The following is an 18,669-nucleotide window of genomic DNA, read 5'->3' on the forward strand; positions in this document are numbered from 1 at the left end:
CGGTCCGGGGGCGGGGTGGACGAGGTCGAGACGCGACGCGCGCGGCTGCTCGCGGCGGCGCCGGCGCTGATCGGGCTCGCGGTGACCGTCCTCCTGCTCGCCGTGTCGGCGCGCTACGGCTTCCACCGCGACGAGTTCTACTACCTCGTCTCCGGACGCCACCCCGCGCTCGGCTACGTCGACAACCCCCCGCTGGTCCCGTGGCTCGCGGCGGCGCAGGCCGTGGTGTTCGGGGTGTCGCCGACGGCACTGCGGGTCGTGCCGGCGCTCGCCCTCGGCCTGTGCGTCGTGATCACGGGCCGGATGGCGCGGGAGCTCGGCGGCGACCGCGTCGCCGCGGCCGTCGCCGCCGGGTGCGCGGCCGGGGCCGCGTTCCCGATCGCCACCGGCCACATGCTCTCCACCAGCACGCTCGACCTGCTCGTCTGGACGACCCTGTCGTGGCTGCTGGTGCGCGCCCTGCGCGACGGCGGCCGGGTGTGGCTCGCCGTCGGCGTCGTCGCCGGGGTCGGGCTGCTGACCAAGTCGCTCGTCGCGGCGTTCCTCGGCGTCGTGGCGCTCGGGGTGCTCGCCGTCGGCCCGCGCCGGGTGTTCCGCGACCCGTGGCTCGGCCTCGCGGCGCTGGTCGCCCTCGCCCTGTGGGCGCCGCACCTGGTATGGCAGGCCACGCACGGCTGGCCGCAGCTGGCTTTCGGGCAGCAGGTCGCGACGGTCGGCAACGGGGGCAGCGAGCCGCGCTGGACGTTCCCGCTCTTCCAGCTCATCGAGGTCAGCCCGTTCCTCGTGCCGATCTGGGTCGCGGGGCTGTGGCGGCTGGTGCGCGACCCGTCCGTCGTGTCCGCCCGGGCGTTCGCCGTCGCCTACGGGCTGCTGTTCGTCCTGCTGCTCGCCGCCGGCGGCAAGCACTACTACCTCGCCGGCCTGTACCCGGTGCTCCTCGCGGCCGGGTCCGTGCCCGTCGTCGCGTGGATGCGCGCCGCCCGCGGCCGTGCCCGCGTCGTCGGCACCGTCCTGACCGTCAACGCGGTGGTGATCGCGGTCCTCATGCTGCCCCTGGTCCCGGCGCGGTGGCTGCCCGGGAGCCCGCAGGTCGCGGTCTCGCCGATCCCGGCCGAGACCGTCGGGTGGCCGGAGTACCTCGACACCGTCGGCCGCGCCTACGCGCTCGTGCCGCCCGCGGAGCGCGCCCGCACCGTGCTGCTGGGCAGCAACTACGGCGAGGCGGGCGCGGTCGACGTCCTGCGCGGCCGGCCCGGCGTGCCCGACCTCCCGCCGGCCTACAGCGGCCAGAACAGCTACGCCGACTGGGGTCCGCCGCCGGAGTCCGCGACCACCGTGGTGGCCGTCGGCTACCCGGAGGCCGCCCTGCGGCGCTGGTTCACCGACCTGCGGCCGGTCGGGCGGATCGACAACGCGGTCGGGGTCGACAACGAGGAACGCGGCGCGCCGGTCTGGATCGCCACCGGCCGCCGGGACACCTGGGCGGCGTTGTGGCCCGGGATCCGCCGGCTGGCCTGACCCGGCTCAGCAGCCCTCGTCCTCGTCGGCCCGCCGGGTCTCCTCCTCCTCCTCCTCGAGCGCCTCGTCGAGGAGGCGCTCGAGGCCCGCGATGCTCCGGTGCGGGCCCTTCCGGTCGAGCACGACGGGCTCGTCGGGCTCGCCCGCCTCGGCCAGTGCCTCCGTGATGTGATGAACTGTGTACAGACTGTGCACCGAGGCGCGGTCGGCGGCGACGTGCCGTGCGGGGGGAACCCACTCACGCGACCGCGGGTCCTCGTCCTCCGGAGTCTCCTCGTGTCTCTCATCCTCAGTCATTGGCACTGCCCGTCGTGCGATGTCGCCGGCCGCGACCAGGACCCCGAGCCGTCCTGCTGGAACTGCGGCGGGGTCCCGGTCGTGACCTCACGGCCCGGGGTGGACGGGGGCGCGCCGCCCACCCCGGCCGCGGGGGGTCCGCCGATCAGCTCGTGACCGCCGACATGCCCCGGTCGGCCCGCGCGGGACCGGACGCCGACGGGCGGATGTCGAAGTCGAAGATGGCGGTCGGCAGGTAGAGCGAGCAGCAGGCGTTCGGGATGTCCACGACGCCGCTGACCCGCCCCTCGATCGGCGCCGAGCCGAGCAGCAGGTACGCCTGCTCGCCGGTGTAGCCGAACTTCTTGAGGTACTCGACCGCGTTGAGGCACGCCCGCCGGTAGGCCAGCGTCGCGTCGAGGTACTCGTTGGTGTCGTCCTCGTCGACCGAGATGCCGATGAACGTCAGGAACTCCGAGTAGCGCGGCTCCACGTTGCCCGGCATGAAGATCGGGTTCGTGGTGACGCCGTAGGCCTCCATGCCGCCCTTGATGAGGTCGACGCCGAAGTCGATGAACCCGCCCATCTCGATCGCGCCGCAGAACGTGATCTCGCCGTCGCCCTGGCTGAAGTGCAGGTCGCCGCCCGAGAGCTTCGCGTCCTTGACGTGCACCGGGTAGTAGACCCGGCTGCCGCGGGTGAAGTTCTTGATGTCGTGGTTCCCGCCGTTCTCGCGGGCAGGCACCGTGCGGGCGCCGTCCCGGGCGATGGCCTCGGCGACCGAGCCGGTGGCCTGGCCCGCGAGCGTGCTCTCGGGCAGCGGCGGGAGCGCGAGCGGGGGCACGCGGTCCGGGTCGCGCGCGATGAGCGCGCGCTCGCGGCGGTTCCACCGCTCGAGGAGCTCGGCCGACGGTGCCGTGCCGAACAGGCCGGGGTGCGTGATGCCGGTGTAGCGCACGCCGGGCAGGTGGCGCGAGGTCGCGACCTGGCCGTGGAAGTCCCAGATCGCCTTGGCCGCGTCGGGGAACGTGTCGGTGAGGAACCCGCCGCCGTTCTCCTTCGCGAAGATGCCCGTGTAGCCCCAGCCCTGGCCGGGCGCGTCCCCGAACTCCTGCGGGGCCTGGCACGGGCCGAGGTCGAGGATGTCGACGACGAGCAGGTCGCCCGGCTCCGCGCCCTCCACCCCGATCGGCCCGGACAGCATGTGCGCGTGGCTGAGGTCGACGTCGCGGACGTCGTTGGCGGAGTCGTTGTTGCCGAGCTGCGAGTCGGTCCACTCCCGGCAGTCCACCCGGAACTCGCTCCCGGGCCGGACCATCGCGGCCAGCGGGATGTCCGGGTGCCACCGGTTGTGGCCGGGCACGGCCTGGTCGCGCATGGACTTGGACTGGTCCACCTCGAACACGGTCTCGGGCACGGTCGGTCACCTTCTCCAGGAACGGGTCGGCGGTCGCCGACCGGGGACTGCGGACGAGGAAGCGATCAGGTGCGGGTGTAGGCCTGGTCGGGCGGGGTCTCGACGGGGGCGGGGCCGCCCTCGCCCGCCGTCGCGGTCTGCCGGCGCGGCCCGCGGAGGGTGGGCAGGAGGACGAGGAACATCACGATGCCGATGGCAGCCAGCACCACGGCGGTGAGGCCCGTCGCCGGCCACTGGCCGGTGAGCAGCAGGAAGCCGGGGATCGCGGCGGTCACCCAGGCCTCGATGAGCGTGACCCAGCCGGTGTAGCGCGTCAGCGACTCCCGCTTGAGCCCGAGCACGAGCCAGAACAGCGTCCACAGCACGGCCCAGTAGAGCCAGATCACGCCGAGCCACGGGGCGCCCGCGAGCGTGAAGTTCGCCCACGAGTAGCCCAGCGCGGCGATGGCGACGAACAGCGAGAACCACCCGACGCCGGTGGTGTCGAGGTCGGCGAGCAGGCCGATCCCGACGTAGAGATAGGTGAAACCGAAGAGGTACAGGCCCGACCCCGTGAGGATCGTCGCCGCGTCACCGTTCGCGGTGAAGATCACGTACGTCGGGGTGACCACCTGGAGCGTGCCGACGAACAGGTTCATGACCCCCGCGGCCTTGGGGTCGATGAAGCCGAGGAGCAGCAGTCCGTTCACGAACAGGACCGCGCCGACGTAGAACAGGCCGGTGGCAACCACTGGGGGTCCTCCCTGGGACGGGCACGGGCGACCGACGGGGCGGCGCCGGGCCGCCTGCTCGCCCGATCAGCGACGCGCGGAGCCCGAGGCGCGCGTGACCACCTCGGGGACGTCGCGGCTGGCTTCCTCCCGCGCGAGGGCCGACCGCAGCGCGGGGTTCATCTGCGCGAGCAGCGGAGCGGTCCACTGTCGCGGCGAGGACGCAGCGCAGCGTGGACACGCCACGCACTCCGGGGCCTCACCCATCGGACGGGTCTGGTCGAACGTGCCGCAAGCGGGGCAGCGGTAGGCGTACGTCGCCATCGCGTCCTCCTCGACACTCGATCCCGCGCGAGTAGGAAATAGTTTCCAAGGAGCGGCATCTGCGAGGCAAGGCGCAATCTGACAGGTCCGGACGGCCGACGTGCCGGCGCGCGGGGCGTGGGCTGTTCGGGTCAGTGCGGGGGTGGCGGGGACTGTTCGGGGCAGGGCGGGGTCGGCGGGGTGCGGGCGGCGTCGGCGGGGTGCTCGGGCCGCGGGCGGGCGCTGTGCGCGCGCTGGGGTTCCCGGGGAGGGCGACGGCCGGGCTGAGGGTTACTGGCTGGTATCGCTCGCCAGGCGAGCGATACCAGCCAGTAACCGTGGCTCCGGAGAGCGGACGTGCCCACCCGTGTCGCGAGGGGCACCTTGCGCATGATCGACAGGCCCGGAGACCTGCCGAACGTGCCCCTCGCCTCCGGGCGGAGCTTCGCCCCGGGTCGCCGTCAAGATCACGGGCGCGTCATCCACCTTGCCTGGCCCGGCCAGGTGCAAGAGGTGCTCCTGATCAGCACCAGCCAGGACAGGACTCCCGCTCGCATCTGCGATCAAGTCCACGCCGCCGTCAACGAGAACGCACGGGCTCCCTGCGTCAGGGCCCGCAGCCGAATCCCGTGGCCGTGTCGCCGACAGGACTCGCAATGTGTCTCACGCGAGGCCTCCCGTTTCAGGAACTGGGCGGCCGGGTGCGGCTGCAGGACCGCGCTGGTGACCTGTTGACGTTCTGGTCCCAATCTTCCGCAGCGATGACGATCACACCGGGCGAGGCGTTCGAGATATCCGGGAAGCGTTCCGACGCCGTAGCTCCGAACCGGGTCGCGAGTGCTCGGGCAGCGCCCTCCTCGCCGGTGTTGGGGCGGTAGTAGACCGTGCTTTCAGGAACTTCGATCGCGTTGTAGTTGCCGACCATGCCAACGCTCCAACCTGCCTCGCGCAGTTGGTCGGCCGCGCGGTCGGCCAGACCGGTTCTTGGAGAGTTGTTGTACACGCGGACCGTGGATCTCTCGGTCTCTAGTTGCTCAAGTGCCCTGTCGAACGCGGGCAGGAGGCCTGGCGTGGAGTCGGAGACTTCGACCGACGCCAGTGCATCGTGAAGGCGTTCTTCGCGCTCTCGACTCCCCGCAACGCCTGGTGATCTGAAGAAGTCATCATCGGACTCGTAATAGAAGACTGGCCTTGCACCACACGGAACGCCAGTAGAAGGAGTCGCCAGGAACTGCCCAAGGTCGATGCCGGGTTGCTGCGGGTCCTGTCCAAGCGTCCAGCCATGCCAGCCGCTCTCCGGCGTGCCCTCTTGCTGATCGCTTACGGCGAAATCGGCAAAGACGAAGAGTTCGACGACTCCTCGCAAGCAGGTGGGCTCGGCAAAGCATAGCGCCTCATCAGGAGGAGCATCTTCGTCGATCGGCTCATTGTTCGCTTCAAGTATGTTCTTGATCGCTCTGCCGAGCAGAGGGGGCGAGGGATTCGCCTTGGCGAAGGCGTTGTTGTAAGCGGGGGGATAGAAAGTCAGTCCGGGTTCGGGGGTCGCCGCTGTGCCGGGCACCGCCGCGATCGCGCCGCCGGGGGCGACCGCGGCGACTGCCCCGCCGGCAGGGACAGATCCGTCGGCAGGCGCCGGTCCGCCAGCAGCGGTCACTCCGCCCGGCGCGGCTGCCCCGCCTGGCGCGACTGTGCCGCCGGGCGCGAGGGCTCCGCCGGGGGTGACCGCACCGCCGGAGGCCACTGCCCCGCCGGTCGCGCCACCCGGGACGATCGGCGCGGCCACGACCGGCCCGCCGCCCGCAGGAGTGCCGCCGGCAGGAGTGCCACCCGCAGGAGTGCCGCCCGCGGGAGCGCCGCCGGCAGGAGTGCCACCCGCAGGAGTGCCACCCGCAGGAGCGCCGGGCACGCCACCGGGCGCGCCGGCCGGCGCGCCGCCGGGAACGGGGCTCGCACCGGGCGGCACGACACCCGGCGCGCCGGGACCCGTTCCCGGCGGCACGGCGCCGGGAGAGCCGGGGACGGACTCCGGCGGCTCGGCACCAGGAACCCCAGGGCCGGGCGGAACGGTCTCCGGGGACGGGCCGGGGAGCGGGCCGGTCGCGGAGGTCGAGCCGGGCGTGCCCGGGGGCGAGGTGGTCGGTGTCGCGACAGGTGTCGTCGAGCTCCCGCCCCCGAGCGCGAGCACGCCCACCAGGACGGCCACGCCGGCGAGAGCGATCAGGACGATGCCCGCGATCCGTAGCTTCGACGCGTCGAAGTTCCCGGGTCCTGTCATCTCCGGCCCCACCCACTACAGGGCCCTCGGGCCCTGCATTCACTCGATCGGATGTTTAGGGCGAGGATGAGACCACGATCGATACCTTCCGCCGAGGCGACGCGCCGGACGGGCAGTCCTCGACACTGAATCGGACGCAACGGTCGACCCCGGACCTCAGGGCGAAGGCTCGGCGCGCCGGGCGACCGCGCTCCTGACACTCCCAAGAGATCGATCTGGAGAGCACCGCACCAAGCCCACACGACGACGGCCCCCGGAGCCGCAGCTCCGGGGGCCGTCGATCGCGGGTGGGCAGCTAGTCCAGGTAGTCGCGCAGGACCTGCGAGCGCGACGGGTGGCGCAGCTTCGACATCGTCTTCGACTCGATCTGGCGGATGCGCTCGCGCGTCACGCCGTAGACCTGGCCGATCTCGTCGAGGGTGCGCGGCTGGCCGTCGGTGAGGCCGAAGCGCAGGCGCACGACGCCCGCCTCGCGCTCGGACAGCGTCGCGAGGACGGACTGCAGCTGGTCCTGCAGCAGCGTGAAGGAGACCGCGTCGACGGCGACGACCGCCTCCGAGTCCTCGATGAAGTCACCGAGCTGGGAGTCGCCCTCGTCGCCGATCGTCTGGTCCAGCGAGATGGGCTCCCGGGCGTACTGCTGGATCTCCAGCACCTTGTCCGGGGTGATGTCCATCTCCTTGGCGAGCTCCTCCGGCGTGGGCTCGCGGCCCAGGTCCTGGAGCAGCTCGCGCTGGATGCGGCCGAGCTTGTTGATGACCTCGACCATGTGCACCGGGATGCGGATGGTGCGGGCCTGGTCGGCCATCGCGCGGGTGATGGCCTGGCGGATCCACCACGTCGCGTAGGTCGAGAACTTGTAGCCCTTGGTGTAGTCGAACTTCTCGACCGCACGGATCAGGCCCAGGTTGCCCTCCTGGATGAGGTCCAGGAACGCCATGCCGCGGCCGGTGTAGCGCTTGGCCAGCGAGACGACCAGGCGGAGGTTCGCCTCGAGCAGGTGGGACTTGGCGCGCTCGCCGTCACGGACGATCCACCGCAGGTCGCGCCGCATCTGCGTCGCGAGCTCCTGCTGGGCCTCGGCGACCTTGCGCAGCCGCTCGGAGGCGTAGAGGCCGGCCTCGATGCGCTTGGCGAGCTCGACCTCCTCCTCGGCGTTGAGCAGCGCCACCTTGCCGATCTGCTTGAGGTAGGCGCGGACCGAGTCGGCGGACGCGGTGAGCTCGGCGTCCTTGCGCGCCTGGCGCAGCGCCTCGGACTCCTCCTCGTCCCAGACGAAGTCGCCGGACTTCTTGTCCTCCTCCGTGGGCTCCTCGGTCTCGACCTCGGCGGCCTCGACCACCTCGGCGCCCAGGACGACGACGTCCTCGGTGAGCTCGGAGGCCGCGGCCTCGAGCTCGGCGCCCTCGAGGCCCTCGAGGTCGGCACCCTCGGGTCCGTCGGCGCCGTCGATCTCCTCGGCGCCCTCGGGCGCGTCGGCGTCGGTCTTCGTCGCGCCGCCGTTCTTCGCGCCCTTGGCGGGGGCCTTCTTGGCACCCTTGGCCGAGCGGCCGGCCGCCTTCTTCGCCGGCGCCGGAGCGTCCTCGGGAGCGGCCACCACACCGACCGGCCCGCCCGTGGTGGTGGCGTCGGTGTCGGCCGCGTCAGCGGCGCGGCGTCGGGTTGCGGACTTTGCGGCTGCCACAGACGACCTTTCGTGACGAACGGCTGCACGGCGATGCTCGGATCGACGAGCCCGGGCCCCCTGGCGGGCGGCCCGGACGCGAGGCCGGCGCGTGAGGGAGCCGGTCTCGACCGGTGCCCCGCCTCGGCTCGCGCTTCATTGTAACGAGCGTGAGCACTCCCCGTCGCACCTCGCGGTCACGACACCGTGGGTACCGGGCCCGGGCGGGGTACCGGGATCGATTCCGACTGCTGCGGAGCGCGATCGTCCGCGCGTCGTCGTGTGGACATCTCCGTGTGGTCGGATGCGCCGGTGGACCCCGTCGACCCGGTCGTTCTGGAGCAGCTGGCGGTCGCGATCGCGCGCGAGACCGCGGCGCTCGCCCTCGCGGTGCGCGACCGTGTCGTGCGCCCCGACCGCCTGGACACCAAGAGCTCGGCCACCGACGTCGTGACCGAGGGCGACACGGCGTGCGAGGCGCTGGTCCGGGAGCGGCTCGCCGCGGCCCGTCCGGGCGACCTCGTGCTCGGCGAGGAGGGCGGCGCGAGCGGCACCCCGGCGCCCGGCCAGGTGCGGTGGGTCGTCGACCCGATCGACGGCACCGTCAACTACACCCACGGCCTGCCGTGGTTCTCGGTGTCGCTGGGTGCCGAGGTGGACGGCGTCGTGGTCGCCGGCGCCGTCGTCGAGCCCGTCTCCGGGCGGGTGTGGCGAGCCGCGCGGGGGCACGGCGCCCACCGCGACGACGAGCCGCTGCGGGCCCCGGAGCAGGACGATCTCGGCCTCGCCGTCGTCGGCACCGGCCTGAACTACGACCCGGCCCGGCGCGGCCGCCAGGCGGCGCTGCTGGCCCGGATCGCGACGCGGATCGGCGACGTGCGCCGCACGGGGTGCGCGTCGCTCGACCTCTGCTCGGTCGCCGCGGGCTGGCTCGACGGCTTCTACGAGCACGGGCTGCACGCGTGGGACGTCGCCGCCGGCGGCCTCGTCGCCGAGGAGGCCGGAGCGGTGGTGCGGCTGCCGGGCGCCGACCCCGAGGGCCTGGGGGAGGACGCGACCCTCGTCGCGGCCCCCGCGCTCGCCGGGCCGCTGACGAAGCTGCTCGTCGCCGAGGGTGCAGGAGAGGTCTAGGAGCTGCAGTCCACCGAGCGCAGCGCGGTGAGGGCCGCGTCGTCGGGCACGCTCGCGGGGTTGCCCGAGCCGTCGGTGGCCGTCTGCCGGGCGAGCGCGCGCAGGGCCTCGGTGACCGGCTGGCCGGGGGAGATGTCGCGGAAGTCGTCGCCCAGCGCGATGTCGACCTCGCTGCCCGAGCGGCCGTCCGAGACCAGCTCGGCACAGGGCACGACCAGGCTGAGCGTGCGCGCGGCCCCCGCGCCGTCGGGCCCGTAGCGGATCTGGCCCACGCAGGAGAGGTCCTGCGACGGGTAGAGCGGGTCGTTGTCGGGCGGGGCGGCCTCGGCGATCCCGAGCTCGCCCAGCTCGGCGGCCGCGAGCTGGGCCTGCCCGCGCTGGCCGGCGCCGTTGAGCACCTTCACCCGGACGTCGCCGGGCGCGGCGGCCTGCTGGTCGTCGAGGGCGTCCGTCGGCTGCGGCGAGCCGGCGCCCGCCACCGGCGAGGTGTTGCAGCTGGTGACCGAACCGGCGGTCGAGCTGGTGAACACGATGGTCCAGGTGACGATGCTCGCCACGGCCAGCACGGCCACGAGCACCGTCGCGGGCCACATGTTGCGCCGCCGGTAGACGTCGCGGACCTTCTCCGTGCCCGCCCTGACCGTGCCGACCAACCGACGTCCTCCCGCCCCGACTCCGCACCCGTCCCCGCGGGTGCGGACCAGGGTAGTGGTGGCCGGCGCCGTGGCGGACTCCTCCGTCGCCGCGGCGCGTCCCCGGGGGTCGGCTGACCGGACGGGCTCCCATGGGTTACCCTCCCGCCGCTCCACAGCCGCGCGGACGTCGCGTCGTCCGTGCCGAGGGACCTCCCAGATGAGATCCGGGTCACTTTCTGGCCCGGCACAAACGGTCGCCGTCCCGCGTTGTGGAGCCGCACGACCGAGATGGAACCGGGCAGGAAACCGGGCAAGACCGAGGGTGGGAACCGCTATGGCGACCGACTACGACGCCCCGCGCCGCAACGAGACCGACGAGATGGGCGAGGACTCCCTCGAGGAGCTCAAGGCCCGCCGCAACGAAGCGCAGTCCGCCGCCGTCGACGTCGACGAGACCGACACCGCCGAGAGCTTCGAGCTCCCCGGCGCCGACCTCTCCGGCGAGGAACTGACGGTCCGTGTGCTGCCGAAGCAGGCTGACGAGTTCACGTGTGGGAGCTGTTTCCTCGTGCACCACCGCAGCCGTCTCGCGGATCAGCGTGGAGGCATGTTCATCTGCCGCGATTGTGCGGCGTGACCCTCATCTGAGGGCGGCGATCAGCCGTTCCGGGTGACGGGTTGACACGACCCAGTACGGGGTGGGGTCGTCCGGGTCGAGGACCTCGATCCGGACGACCGGACCCACCCACGGCCGGTGCAGCACGAAGGCCTGCGGGTCGAGCCGAGGGCCCAGGGCGAGGCGCTTGTCCTCGCCCGTGACGGCGTCGACCCGACCGATCATCGACACCGGCAGGTGCGCCGGGCCGGCCCGCAGCTCCCGCTGCCCACCGGTGCCGCTCACGGCGACGCGCACGCGGCCCATCCACACGAGCAGGGCCACGGCGATCGGGATCAGCAGCACGTAGGGCAGCCAGGCGCGCACGCCCGGGTGCCCCATGTGGAGCTCCGCGGCCAGCAGCACGGCGACCAGCACCGTCGGCGGCCACCACCACCACGGCACGCCGAGGCGCTCGGCGTGGTCGCCGCCGGAGACCGGGCTCGTGCCCGAGCCGGCGTCGGATCCCGGTGAGGGCCGCGGGGAGCTCACGACACCCAGAGTAGTCTCGCCCGCCGTGGTGCCGGTTGACGTCGTCCGCCTCGACCCCGGGCTGCCGCTCCCGTCCCGGGCCCGGCCCGGCGACGCCGGCGCGGATCTGGCCGCGGCTCGCGACGTGACCCTCGCCCCCGGGGAGCGCGCGCTCGTGGGCACGGGGATCGCGCTCGTGCTGCCCGAGGGCTACGCGGCGTTCGTCATGCCGCGCTCCGGGCTCGCGGTGCGCGAGGGCGTCGGGCTGCTGAACTCACCGGGCACCGTGGACGCCGGCTACCGGGGCGAGATCATGGTGTGCCTGGTCAACCACGACCCGGCCCGGACCGTCACGGTGCGGCGCGGTGACCGCGTCGCGCAGCTGGTGGTCCAGCGGGTGGAGCAGGCCGAGTTCCGGGTGCTCGAGGGTGTCGACGACCTCGAGACGCTCGCCACCGTCGCGCCGTCGGCACGGGGGGCGGGCGGCTTCGGTTCGAGCGGGGTCGCCGGCGCAGGGACGGAAGGAGAGCAGCGGTGAGCGAGGGCGTTGGGCGGCACCGGCATCGCGCCGGGCGCGTCGCGCAGGTCTCGGCGGCCGCCGACCCCGCGGGGCGGCGTCACCACCAGCGGCAGGGCCCCTGGGACGCCGAGGACGCCCCGCGCGACGGCCGGCTGCGCCTCGACCTGGGCTCGGTGCAGCTGCCGGTGCCCCGCGGCGCGCGGCTCAAGGCGGAGCCCGACCCGTCAGGGCCGCTGCGGGCGGTGCACGCGATGATCCCCGAGGGCAGGCTGACGGTCAGCGCCTTCGCGGCGCCGCGCACCGGGGGCCTGTGGCCGGAGCTGGCCGAGGAGCTGGCCGCCCAGCTGCAGTCCGAGGGCGCGACGATCCGTCGCGACCGGGGCGAGTGGGGCCGCGAGCTGGTGGCCCGCAACGGCAACACGGTGGCGCGCGTCGTGGGCGTCGAGGGCCCCCGCTGGATGCTGCGCGGGGTCGGGACCGGGCCGGTCGAGCACGCGCTCAAGCTGCACGGGATGCTGCGGGAGATGATCCGCGGCACCGTGGTCGTGCGGTCGTCGGACCCGCTGCCGGTGCGCTCGCTGCTGCCGCTCGAGGTGCCCGAGGACGTGCCGCCGGAGTTCGCGGACTCCCTCGTCGAGTCGATGCCGACCAAGCCCCGCCAGATCACCCGGCCGGAGGGGCCCGTGATCCCGATGATGCTGCCCCAGCGCGACGGCGCGGGGACGTCGCCGGGTCGCAGCTGACGCCCGTTCCGGAGTGTGGGACGGGCATACCGATGGCGCACGATCCGTTTATCCTTCAGTCATCCGCGGCCGAGGGTGCCCGTCCGGGCGCACTGCCGCGGGGACGCACGGGAGCGTTGTGATGACCGCCGAGACCGGATTCCTGCGCCGCATGGTCCGCCGCCTCACCTCTGACGTCGGCGACCTCGACGCCGACGACCTGTCCGCCGAGGCCGTCCGCTCCGGGTGCAACCGGGCGTGCGACTCGAGCACCGGCGAGTCCGTGACCGTCAAGGGCCGCCTCCGCTCGGTGGAGATCTGCCCGCGCGGGTCGGTCGCCACCCTCGAGGCGGAGCTCTTCGACGGCACCGACGGCGTCACCCTCGTGTGGTTGGGACGCCGCCGGATCCCGGGCATCGAGCCGGGTCGTACGGTGCGTGCGAGCGGGCGGGTCGCCGTCCGCGACGGACGCAAGGTCATCTACAACCCCTACTACGAGCTGCAGCGGGCGCCCTGAGCCGAGCAGGGCACACGCCGCCCCGGGAGACCGCCATCCGACCCGACACGCGCAGCGGCGGCCACCACGGCGCCGACCCGAGGCCCGACCGCCCCCGCTCCGCGGCCCCCGACGCCGCCCCTGCCGACGCCGACCCGCCCACGGGACCGGTGCGCGGCCTGCGCGGCTCCCGGACCACCGAGCCGCCGACCGAGGTGCTCGCGACGCCGTCCGCGGACGACGCCGACGACGCGCTCGACGAGCCCGACCGGGCCGACGTCGAGGAGGAGGCCGCCGACCCGACGAAGGCGCCCACGCTGCTCGACCAGATGGGCGGGATCTCCGGGATCGTCGCCTCCGGCGTCCCGGTGGTCGTGTTCGTCGTGGTCCAGGCCGTCGCGGGCAACCTCGTCGCCTCGATCATCGCCGCCGTGGTCTCGGCGGTCGCCGTGGCCGTGTGGCGCCTGGTCCGCGGCGAGGCCGTGCAGCCCGCGCTCTCGGGCCTGCTCGGCGTCGCGGTGTGCGCGTTCGTCGCCTGGCGCACCGGCGAGGCCAAGGGGTTCTTCCTGCTCGGCATCTGGACGAGCCTGGTCTACGGCGGCGTCTTCCTGCTGTCGGTGATCGCCCGGCGCCCGCTGGTCGGGGTGATCTGGCACCTCGTCAACGGCGAGGGCCAGACCTGGCGGCAGGACCCGCGGGTCCTCCGGGCCTTCGACCTCGCGTCGCTCGCCTGGGTCCTCGTGTTCGGTGCGCGGTTCGTGGTCCAGCGCTGGCTCTACGACTCCGCGTACGCCGACACCTGGCTCGGTTGGGTGCGCATCGCCATGGGCGTGCCGCTCGCGGCCCTCGCCGCCCTCGTCACGGTGTGGGCCATCCGGCGCAGCCGCGCGGCGTCCCACGGCGAGCCGGCGCCGGGGCGACGGAGATCAACGCGGCGAACGCGCGCCGAGAAGCAGCGAACGTCCAGCTGAGCACGCCGATAGGGCGTTCGCTGCGACACAGCTCGCACCACAGCTCAGTCCTCGGGCCCGCCCGAGAGGACGCGCTGGATCTCCTCCTCGACGTCCTCGCCGGCGACGAACATCATCTCGTCGCCCGGCTCGAGGGGGTCGTCGGCCTGCGGGACGATGACGCGCCCGCCGCGCAGGATGGCGACGAGGGCGGCCTCGCGGGGCAGGGGCAGCTCGCGGACCGCGCGCCCGGCCAGCGGCGTGGTGGCGGGCAGCGTGACCTCGACGAGGTTGGCCGTGCCCTGGCGCAGCGTCATCAGGCGGACGAGGTCGCCGACGGAGACGGCCTCCTCGACCATCGCGGCGAGCATGCGCGGGGTGGAGACGGCGACGTCGACGCCCCAGGCGTCGGTGAACAGCCACTCGTTGCGCGGGTCGTTGACGCGCGCGACGACGCGGCGCACCGCGAACTCGGTCTTGGCGAGCAGCGAGACGACGAGGTTGACCTTGTCGTCGCCGGTGGCCGCGATGACGACGTCGCAGCCCTGCAGGCGCGCCTCCTCCAGCGAGGCGAGCTCGCAGGCGTCGGCGTGCACCCACTCCGCCTGCGGCACCGCCTCCGGCTCGACGTGGGCGAGGTCACGCTCGATGAGCATGACCTCGTGGTCGGCCTCGACGAGCTCGGCGGCGATCGAGCGGCCCACCGCTCCCGCTCCGGCCACGGTCACACGCATCGGTCGTCCCTCCCCGGCACACGCATCGCCTACTCCGCCCTCTCCGGGGACGTCGCCGCGGCGGCGGTCACGGCGGCGACCGTGCCGCTGACGGCGGCCGCGTACACGACGTCCTCGGCCTGCAGCACCGTGTCGTCCGTGGTGAGCAGGCCGGTGCCGAACCGCACGATGAAGGCCACGCGGCTGCCGGTGGCCTCCTCGAGCTCGGTGACGGGGCGCCCCGACCAGTCCTCGTGGAAGTGCAGCTGCATGATCGCGACGGTGCCCGACGGGTCGCGCCAAGCGGTCGCGACGCCGTCGGGGAGCAGCATCCGCAGCAGCCGGTCGGTGGTCCAGGGCACGGTTGCGACCGTGGGGATGCCGAGACGCTCGTAGACCGCGGCGCGCTTGGCGTCGTAGATACGGGCCACGACCTGGCCGACGCCGAAGGTCTCGCGGGCCACCCGCGCGGCGATGATGTTCGAGTTGTCGCCGGAGGACACCGCGGCGAAGGCCTCGGCGCGGTGGATGCCGGCGGCGGTGAGCACCTCGCGGTCGAACCCGGTGCCGACGACCTCCTGGCCGTGGAAGTCGCTGCCCAGACGCCGGAACGCCTGCGGGTCGCGGTCGACGACGGCCACGTCGTGGCCGAGCCGCTCGAGGGCCAGCGAGACGGACGACCCCACGCGCCCGCAGCCCATCACGACGATGTGCACCGCGTCATCCCTGCCTCCCCGACCGCTGCCTGTGGGCGGTGCGCACCGTATCGCCCGGAGCGTCCGTCCGACCGACCTCCCGACCCTCGGACGTGCCCTTGCGCCGGGTGCGCCGGAGCGCCCCCACGCGCCTACGCTTCCGGTTGTGCCCAAGCTCGCCACGGCGACCAAGCGACTGCTGCTCGGTCTCCCGTTCCGCAGCGACGAACTGCACGGCACCCTGCTGCGCAAGCGCATCGCCCTGCCGGTGTTCGCCTCCGACGCCCTGTCGTCGGTCGCCTACGCCCCGCAGGAGGTGCTGATCACCCTCTCGCTGGCCGGGCTCGGCGCCTACGTGCTCTCGCCGTGGGTCGGGGTGGCCGTCATCGTCGTGCTGGCGACGGTCGTGGTGAGCTACCGCCAGAACGTGCACGCCTACCCGTCGGGCGGCGGCGACTACGAGATCGCGACGGTCAACCTCGGCAAGTACGCCGGGCTCACCGTGGCGAGCGCCCTGCTCGTCGACTACACGCTCACCGTCGCGGTCTCGGTCTCGTCGGCCGCCGACAACCTCGGGGCCCTCATCCCGTTCGTCGGCGACCACAAGGTGTTCTTCGCCGTCGCCGCGATCCTGGTGCTCACGGCGATCAACCTGCGCGGGGTGCGCGAGTCGGGCATCACGTTCGCGATCCCCACCTACTGCTTCATCGTCTGCCTCGCCGGCATGATCGTCGTCGGCGTGCTGCGCGTCGTGTTCGGCGACGGCCTCGTCGCGCCCAGCGCGGGCTTCGGCGTGCTGACCGAGGACGGCGGCTCCTCGACGAGCGACCTCTCCCAGCTCGCCCTCGTCTTCCTCGTGCTCCGGTCGTTCACCCAGGGCTGCGCGGCGCTGACCGGCGTCGAGGCGATCTCCAACGGCGTGCCGGCGTTCCGCAAGCCCAAGTCGCGGAACGCGGCCACGACGCTCGCGATGCTCGGGCTGATCTCGGTGTTCCTGTTCTCGGGGATGATCGCTCTCGCGCGCGCCTCGGGCGTGGTGATGTCGGAGCGCCCCGAGCAGCTCGTCGGCGCCCCGCCCGGCTACCGCCAGGAGACGCTGATCGCGCAGCTGGCGCGCACGGTGTTCGACGGCTTCCCGCCCGGGTTCTGGGCGGTCACGATCTTCACGGCGCTGATCCTGGTGCTCGCCGCCAACACCGCCTTCAACGGCTTCCCGGTGCTCGGCTCGATCCTGGCCCAGGACCGCTACCTGCCGCGCCAGCTGCACACCCGTGGCGACCGGCTCGCGTTCTCCAACGGGATCCTCTTCCTGGCGTTCTTCGCGGTCGTGCTCGTGGTGGGCTTCTCGGCCGAGGTCACCGCGCTGATCCCGCTCTACACCGTGGGCGTGTTCGTCTCGTTCACGCTGTCCCAGACCGGGATGGTGCGGCACTGGACCCGCCTGCTGCGCACCGAGACCGACACGGGGGAGCGGACCCGGCTGACCCGCTCGCGCTGGATCAGCGGTTTCGGCACCGCCATGACCGGCACCGTGCTGCTCGTCGTGCTGGTGACCAAGTTCATGGTCGGAGCCTGGATCGCCATCGTCGCCGGCGTCCTGGCGTTCCTCATGATGCTGTCGATCCGGCGCCACTACGACCGGGTCAGCGAGGAGATCGCCGCCCCGGACGTCATGACGAGCACGCTGCCCAGCCGCAACCACGCGATCGTGCTCGTCTCCCGGCTGCACATGCCGACGCTGCGCGCCGTCGCCTACGCCCGGGCCACCCGCCCGGACGTGCTCGAGGCGCTGACCGTCAACGTCGACGACGCCGACACCCGCTCGCTCGTCGCGGAGTGGGAGGCGCGGGACATCCCGGTGCCGCTCAAGGTCGTCGAGTCGCCCTACCGGGAGATCACGAAGCCGATCCTGCAGTACGTCAAGCGGATCCGGACCGACAACCCGCGCGACGTCGTCACCGTGTTCATCCCCGAGTACGTCCTCGGGCGCTGGTGGGAGCAGCTGCTGCACAACCAGAGCGCGCTGCGCCTCAAGGGCCGCCTGCTGTTCCAGCAGGGTGTCATGGTGGTCAGCGTGCCGTGGCAGCTGGAGTCCTCGAAGCGGGCCGCGGCCCGCCGGCCCCCGGGCGCCCCCGGCTCGGCCCGCCGGGGCTACGAGCCGCCCCCGGGCACGACCGCGGCCGGTGCGCCGCCCGACGCCGCGCCGGCCCCGCCGCCGAGCCCGGCGACGGCAGACCGCGCCCCGTCGGGCCCGTCGCGCCCGGGCGGCCCGCGCGACGAGACGCCGGCCCGCCCGCGATGAGCCCCGCCGGGACCGACGCCGCCGCCGGGACCCTCGACTGGACCGACCGCCTCCTCGAGGTCGACGTCGGTCCCGTGGCGCACGGCGGCCACTGCGTCGCCCGCCACGACGGCCGTGTGGTCTTCGTCCGCCACGCCCTGCCCGGCGAGCGGGTGCGGGTGGTGGTCACCGAGGACGGCGGCGGCTCGTTCTGTCGCGGCGACGCCGTGGCCGTCCTGGCGGCGTCGCCGGACCGGGTCGAGCCGTCGTGCGCCTGGGCCGGCCCCGGCGGGTGCGGGGGCTGCGACTGGCAGCACGCGACCCCCGCGGCCCAGCGCGCGCTCAAGGCGGCGGTGGTGGCCGAGCAGCTCGCCCACCTGGCCGGGGTCGAGCGCGAGGTGGTCGTCGAGGAACTGCCCGGCGGGCCGCTGGACTGGCGCACGCGGATGCGGATGGCGGTCACCGACGACGGACGGCCCGGCCTGCGGGCGCACCGCAGCCACGAGGTGCTGCCGGTCGGCGACTGCCCGATCGCGGCGCCCGGGGCGCTGCTGCCGGTCCTGGAGCGGGAGTGGACACCGACCGCCGAGGTCGAAGTGGTCCGCGACGCCGACGGCGAGGTCCACGCCGCCGAGCTGTTCGAGGGCGAGCGGCACCCCGAGGTCGGCAGCGGCGTCGCGCACGAGCGGGCCGCGGGGCGGGACTGGGCGCTGCCGGCCGAGGCGTTCTGGCAGGTCCACCCGCACGCGGCCGACGCGGTGGTGGACGCGGTCCTCGAGGGCGCCGGCGACCTCGAGGCCGGCGCGTGCGTCTGGGACCTCTACGGCGGTGCGGGCCTGATCGCGGCGCCGCTCGCGGAGCGCGTCGGCCCCGGCGGCCGCGTCGTGCTGGTCGAGAACGATCCCGCGGCGACGGCCGCGGCGGGGGAGTGCCTGGCCGACCTGCCCGCGGTGCAGGTGGTGCGCGGCCGGGTGGAGAAGACGCTCGGCGGCCTGCCGGGCCCGCCGTCGGTGATCGTCGCCGACCCGCCGCGCAAAGGGCTGGGACGGCGCCTGGCCGGCGAGCTCGGCGAGCAGGGTGCCGCGCGCATCGTGCTCGTCGCCTGCGACCCCGCCGCGCTCGCCCGCGACGTCGCGGCGCTGGCCGAGCACGGGTACCGGCTGGAGCACCTGCGGGCGTTCGACGCCTTCCCGATGACCCATCACGTCGAATGCGTCGCAACCCTGCTCGCGACGTGA

At 73.7% G+C, this 18,669-nt stretch carries 18 protein-coding genes and 1 pseudogene; 9 read left to right on the forward strand and 10 right to left on the reverse strand.

Annotated elements, in window-relative coordinates; translation table 11 throughout:
* The first annotated feature begins 15 nt into the window (after positions 1-15).
* Positions 16-1,518 (forward strand): ArnT family glycosyltransferase, encoded by a 1,503-nt coding sequence (locus QSK03_RS07335; RefSeq protein ID WP_285649876.1) that lies wholly within the window; start codon positions 16-18, stop codon positions 1,516-1,518.
* Positions 1,519-1,524: 6 nt separating this feature from the next.
* On the opposite strand, the gene QSK03_RS07340 is transcribed toward QSK03_RS07335, so the two are convergent.
* From QSK03_RS07340 to QSK03_RS07365, 6 genes and pseudogenes are all read right to left on the reverse strand, one after another.
* Entirely contained in the window at positions 1,525-1,713 is a 189-nt protein-coding gene (locus tag QSK03_RS07340) for a hypothetical protein (RefSeq protein WP_285649878.1), read from the reverse strand.
* 247 nt (positions 1,714-1,960) lie between these two features.
* Positions 1,961-3,211, reverse strand: coding sequence for a formamidase (gene fmdA / locus QSK03_RS07345; protein ID WP_285649880.1), 1,251 nt, complete (start codon positions 3,209-3,211; stop codon positions 1,961-1,963).
* A gap of 65 nt (positions 3,212-3,276) precedes the next feature.
* Positions 3,277-3,942: an AmiS/UreI family transporter gene (locus tag QSK03_RS07350; protein ID WP_285649882.1), complete on the reverse strand. Its 666-nt coding sequence runs from the start codon at positions 3,940-3,942 to the stop codon at positions 3,277-3,279.
* 66 nt (positions 3,943-4,008) lie between these two features.
* Complete coding sequence (locus QSK03_RS07355) at positions 4,009-4,245, reverse strand: FmdB family zinc ribbon protein (protein WP_285649884.1); 237 nt, start codon at positions 4,243-4,245, stop codon at positions 4,009-4,011.
* 661 nt (positions 4,246-4,906) lie between these two features.
* On the reverse strand, positions 4,907-5,785 hold the full coding sequence (locus tag QSK03_RS07360; RefSeq protein ID WP_285649886.1) for a LytR C-terminal domain-containing protein: 879 nt from the start codon (positions 5,783-5,785) through the stop codon (positions 4,907-4,909).
* 1,009 nt (positions 5,786-6,794) lie between these two features.
* Positions 6,795-8,240, reverse strand: a pseudogene (locus QSK03_RS07365) (RNA polymerase sigma factor); the annotation flags it as partial.
* 234 nt (positions 8,241-8,474) lie between these two features.
* Between QSK03_RS07365 and QSK03_RS07370 the strand changes: the two are divergent.
* Positions 8,475-9,293, forward strand: a complete 819-nt coding sequence (locus QSK03_RS07370; protein ID WP_285649888.1) for an inositol monophosphatase family protein — start codon at positions 8,475-8,477, stop codon at positions 9,291-9,293.
* Here the strand turns inward: QSK03_RS07370 and cei are convergent.
* Positions 9,290-9,946 (reverse strand): envelope integrity protein Cei, encoded by a 657-nt coding sequence (gene cei / locus QSK03_RS07375; RefSeq protein WP_285649890.1) that lies wholly within the window; start codon positions 9,944-9,946, stop codon positions 9,290-9,292. The two genes, QSK03_RS07370 and cei, sit on opposite strands and share 4 nt — an antisense overlap.
* A gap of 316 nt (positions 9,947-10,262) precedes the next feature.
* On the opposite strand from cei, the gene QSK03_RS07380 reads away from it, so the two are divergent.
* Positions 10,263-10,565, forward strand: a complete 303-nt coding sequence (locus QSK03_RS07380; RefSeq protein ID WP_116706156.1) for a DUF4193 domain-containing protein — start codon at positions 10,263-10,265, stop codon at positions 10,563-10,565.
* Positions 10,566-10,568: 3 nt separating this feature from the next.
* On the opposite strand, the gene QSK03_RS07385 is transcribed toward QSK03_RS07380, so the two are convergent.
* On the reverse strand, positions 10,569-11,075 hold the full coding sequence (locus QSK03_RS07385) for a DUF3093 domain-containing protein (protein ID WP_285649894.1): 507 nt from the start codon (positions 11,073-11,075) through the stop codon (positions 10,569-10,571).
* 28 nt (positions 11,076-11,103) lie between these two features.
* Here QSK03_RS07385 and dut point away from each other — a divergent pair, with 28 nt between their 5' ends.
* The 4 genes from dut to QSK03_RS07405 all read left to right on the forward strand — a co-directional run bounded on the left by dut (position 11,104) and on the right by QSK03_RS07405 (position 13,763).
* Positions 11,104-11,592, forward strand: coding sequence for a dUTP diphosphatase (dut, locus tag QSK03_RS07390; protein ID WP_285650087.1), 489 nt, complete (start codon positions 11,104-11,106; stop codon positions 11,590-11,592).
* A complete protein-coding gene (locus QSK03_RS07395; protein WP_285649896.1) occupies positions 11,589-12,317 on the forward strand; it encodes a DUF3710 domain-containing protein in 729 nt (242 codons plus the stop codon). Before dut ends, QSK03_RS07395 begins: the two co-directional genes overlap by 4 nt.
* Before the next feature lie 121 nt (positions 12,318-12,438).
* A complete protein-coding gene (locus QSK03_RS07400; RefSeq protein WP_460384408.1) occupies positions 12,439-12,813 on the forward strand; it encodes an OB-fold nucleic acid binding domain-containing protein in 375 nt (124 codons plus the stop codon).
* 149 nt (positions 12,814-12,962) lie between these two features.
* Positions 12,963-13,763 carry a DUF3159 domain-containing protein gene (locus tag QSK03_RS07405; RefSeq protein WP_285649900.1) on the forward strand — a complete coding sequence of 267 codons (801 nt, stop codon included), beginning with the start codon at positions 12,963-12,965 and terminating at the stop codon, positions 13,761-13,763.
* A 44-nt stretch (positions 13,764-13,807) separates the two neighbouring features.
* Here the strand turns inward: QSK03_RS07405 and QSK03_RS07410 are convergent, their stop codons facing one another.
* Both QSK03_RS07410 and QSK03_RS07415 read right to left on the reverse strand, forming a co-directional pair.
* Positions 13,808-14,476, reverse strand: a complete 669-nt coding sequence (locus tag QSK03_RS07410; RefSeq protein WP_285649902.1) for a potassium channel family protein — start codon at positions 14,474-14,476, stop codon at positions 13,808-13,810.
* A gap of 29 nt (positions 14,477-14,505) precedes the next feature.
* Positions 14,506-15,171 carry a potassium channel family protein gene (locus QSK03_RS07415; protein WP_285649904.1) on the reverse strand — a complete coding sequence of 222 codons (666 nt, stop codon included), beginning with the start codon at positions 15,169-15,171 and terminating at the stop codon, positions 14,506-14,508.
* A gap of 145 nt (positions 15,172-15,316) precedes the next feature.
* Between QSK03_RS07415 and QSK03_RS07420 the strand changes: the two genes are divergently transcribed.
* Together QSK03_RS07420 and QSK03_RS07425 are read left to right on the forward strand one after the other, a co-directional pair.
* Positions 15,317-17,452, forward strand: coding sequence for an APC family permease (locus tag QSK03_RS07420; RefSeq protein WP_285649906.1), 2,136 nt, complete (start codon positions 15,317-15,319; stop codon positions 17,450-17,452).
* Positions 17,449-18,669 carry a class I SAM-dependent RNA methyltransferase gene (locus QSK03_RS07425; RefSeq protein WP_285649908.1) on the forward strand — a complete coding sequence of 407 codons (1,221 nt, stop codon included), beginning with the start codon at positions 17,449-17,451 and terminating at the stop codon, positions 18,667-18,669. The genes QSK03_RS07420 and QSK03_RS07425 overlap by 4 nt, the downstream gene beginning before the upstream one ends.

The organism is Actinomycetospora sp. NBRC 106375, from assembly GCF_030269665.1.
Lineage (GTDB): Bacteria > Actinomycetota > Actinomycetes > Mycobacteriales > Pseudonocardiaceae > Actinomycetospora.

Coding starts and splice junctions, on each gene's coding strand:
- QSK03_RS07410 (WP_285649902.1), bottom strand. CDS start 14,476: ATGCGTGTGACCGTGGCCGGAGCGGGAGCGGTGGGCCGCTCGATCGCC.
- QSK03_RS07380 (WP_116706156.1), top strand. CDS start 10,263: ATGGCGACCGACTACGACGCCCCGCGCCGCAACGAGACCGACGAGATG.
- QSK03_RS07400 (WP_460384408.1), top strand. CDS start 12,439: ATGACCGCCGAGACCGGATTCCTGCGCCGCATGGTCCGCCGCCTCACC.
- QSK03_RS07425 (WP_285649908.1), top strand. CDS start 17,449: ATGAGCCCCGCCGGGACCGACGCCGCCGCCGGGACCCTCGACTGGACC.
- QSK03_RS07355 (WP_285649884.1), bottom strand. CDS start 4,245: ATGGCGACGTACGCCTACCGCTGCCCCGCTTGCGGCACGTTCGACCAG.